Source organism: Gemmatimonadota bacterium, assembly GCA_016209965.1.
Lineage (GTDB): Bacteria > Gemmatimonadota > Gemmatimonadetes > Longimicrobiales > RSA9 > JACQVE01.
In genome coordinates this window covers 1-2,128 of the sequence record JACQVE010000180.1, presented here as the reverse complement: position 1 = coordinate 2,128, position 2,128 = coordinate 1, and the positions used below count along the sequence as shown (strand labels likewise).

2 protein-coding genes are annotated in these 2,128 nt (G+C 71.1%); both read right to left on the bottom strand.

Annotated elements, in window-relative coordinates:
• On the bottom strand, positions 1-229 hold a 229-nt coding region (locus HY703_07375), incomplete at its 3' end, for a histone deacetylase family protein (GenBank protein MBI4544996.1).
• Positions 230-274: 45 nt separating this feature from the next.
• Positions 275-1,576 (bottom strand): aminopeptidase P family protein, encoded by a 1,302-nt coding sequence (locus HY703_07370; protein ID MBI4544995.1) that lies wholly within the window; start codon positions 1,574-1,576, stop codon positions 275-277.
• Positions 1,577-2,128 lie beyond the last annotated feature (552 nt).

Genomic DNA, 2,128 nt, shown 5'->3' with positions numbered 1-2,128 from the left:
CCGCCGCGCGCTGCACCCGCTCGACGTGCTCGGGCGTGTGTACCCGCAGCAGTTCCTCGACCTGCGCCGGCTCCGGCTCGCGCTGCAGCATGACCTCCAGCAGCTCGGGCAGATCGGCGTACACCGCACTCAGGATCGCGGGCAGCCGCCCCTGGTGCTCCGGGTGGCCCCACCCCGTGTCGTGCAGGGCACAGTCCGGGTGGAGCACGAAGGCGGTCAGGTAGGACATCTCGGGGACAGGGCCATCAACGACTCCGGCCAGGGACAGAGCGGCTCAAGGCGACGTGACTGCCACCGCCGCCGGATCCAGCGAGGTCGCCGGCGGGGTGAGGAGCTCCGCGCCCGTCTCCGTGATGACCATGATGTCCTCCAGCCGCACGCCGAACTTGCCGTACTGGTAGATGCCCGGCTCGTTGCTGAAGCTCATGCCCGGCTCGAGCACAACCTCGCTCCCCCGCACCAGGTAAGGCCATTCGTGCCCCTCGAGCCCGATGCCGTGGCCGAGGCGGTGGGTGAACAGACGGTAGTCGGGGCCGTAGCCGGCGTCGTCCACCACCTTGCGCGCCACGGCGTCGATCTCCCCCGCCTTCTTCCCCGGCGCCGCAGCGGCCAGCGCGCCCGCTTGCGCCTCCAGCACCACCTCGAAGACGCGGGTCTGCTCGGCCGAGGGCTGGCCGAACACCACTGTGCGCGTGTCGTCGGCCGCGTAGCCGTGCACGGAGAGGCCGCCATCTACCAGCACAACATCCCCCTGGCGCAGGGCCTGCGGCTTTTCCAGCCCGTGCGGGTAGGCCGACGATTCGCCGAACAGCACCAGCGCGCCGCCGCTATAGCCCAGCCGGGTCATGGCCTCGGAGACGTTGCGCGCCAGCTCCGCCTGCGTCATCCCCTCGCGCAGCGTGGCCAGGGCGGCGCGAAAAGCCTCCAGCGTGGTGCGGTTGGCAAAGCGCATGATCTCGATTTCGTGCGCCGTCTTGAGCCCCCGCGTCCGCTCCATGACCGGGCTCGCGTCCGCCAGGCGCAGGGCGGGCGCAGTGCGGCCCAGCTCGCGGGCCAGGAAGTAGCGGGCGCTGGGGTCCAGCGCCAGCGTACCGGTCGCGGCGCCCCACTCCCTCAGGGCAGCGGCCACCAGGGTATAGGGGCTTTCGTGCTCCTGCCAGATCCGGATGGGGAAGCGGGACTCGACCAGACTTTCGGCCCGCTGGCGCTCGAAGGCGGGTGAGATGAAGAGCGCCTCCCCCGCCCGAGGCAGCAGCATGGCGAACAGCCGCTCGCTCCGCCCCCAACGCACCCCGCTGAAGTAGAGCATGGAGGGACCAGGCTCGACCAGCAGGGCGTCCACCTCGAGCTGAGCCATGAGCGCCTGGGCCCGCGCCCGTCGCTCCACCCGCTCCGCCTCCGTGATGGGCGGCGGCTCCTCGGCCAGGCGCGACTCTAGCGCCTCGATGGGCGGCGCAACGGCGCCCGGCTCGACAGCCGCCACCTCCTCCGCCGCCGCAGAGGTCAGGGGGCCCAGCACCGCCGCGGCACCCAATCCCGCTGCGCTCTTGCGCAGGAACTCGCGCCGGCTGTTCATGCGCTCAACTCCTCTCTCTGCTGGACCGCTCCGCTCCGGCGCCGCCGACTCACGCCGGGGCCGTGCTGGCCCGCGAAACTGCGCCTCGAACCCCCACCGCGCAAGCCGGCACTCAGTGGAGTCTGGCGCCCGTAATGCTTGACCAAAGGAACTGAGTGCCGGCCGAGGAGGAAGCGGGGGCGCTGGCCGCGGAGCCTCACCCGGGCCGGGCGTCGGCAACGCAAGGGGTGCTGACCGGCTACGCCGGCCCGCAGTGTGACGAAGGCGCCGAAACCCTCCTGCCCCATCGAGCTATCGCCTTGGCCGCCGTAGATGACTAGGTTGGCATGGACCGGGCTACGAGCGCCTCGGGCCTACGACGCTGACAGCCGCGCCGGTTGCCCGCTCTGCATCAGCCGGCCTATACTACTGTTGCGCGGGGTACCGAGGCCCTGACTCAGCCGATCCCCCGCTAAGCGAATTCTCTGGATGAACTCCGCCGAATCGATTACTGCCGTCGGGAATGCCTCGGCCAACCGCCTTGCGCGGGAGGACGCGGTGGCGCATGAATGG

Coding starts and splice junctions, on each gene's coding strand:
- HY703_07370 (MBI4544995.1), bottom strand. CDS start 1,576: ATGAACAGCCGGCGCGAGTTCCTGCGCAAGAGCGCAGCGGGATTGGGT.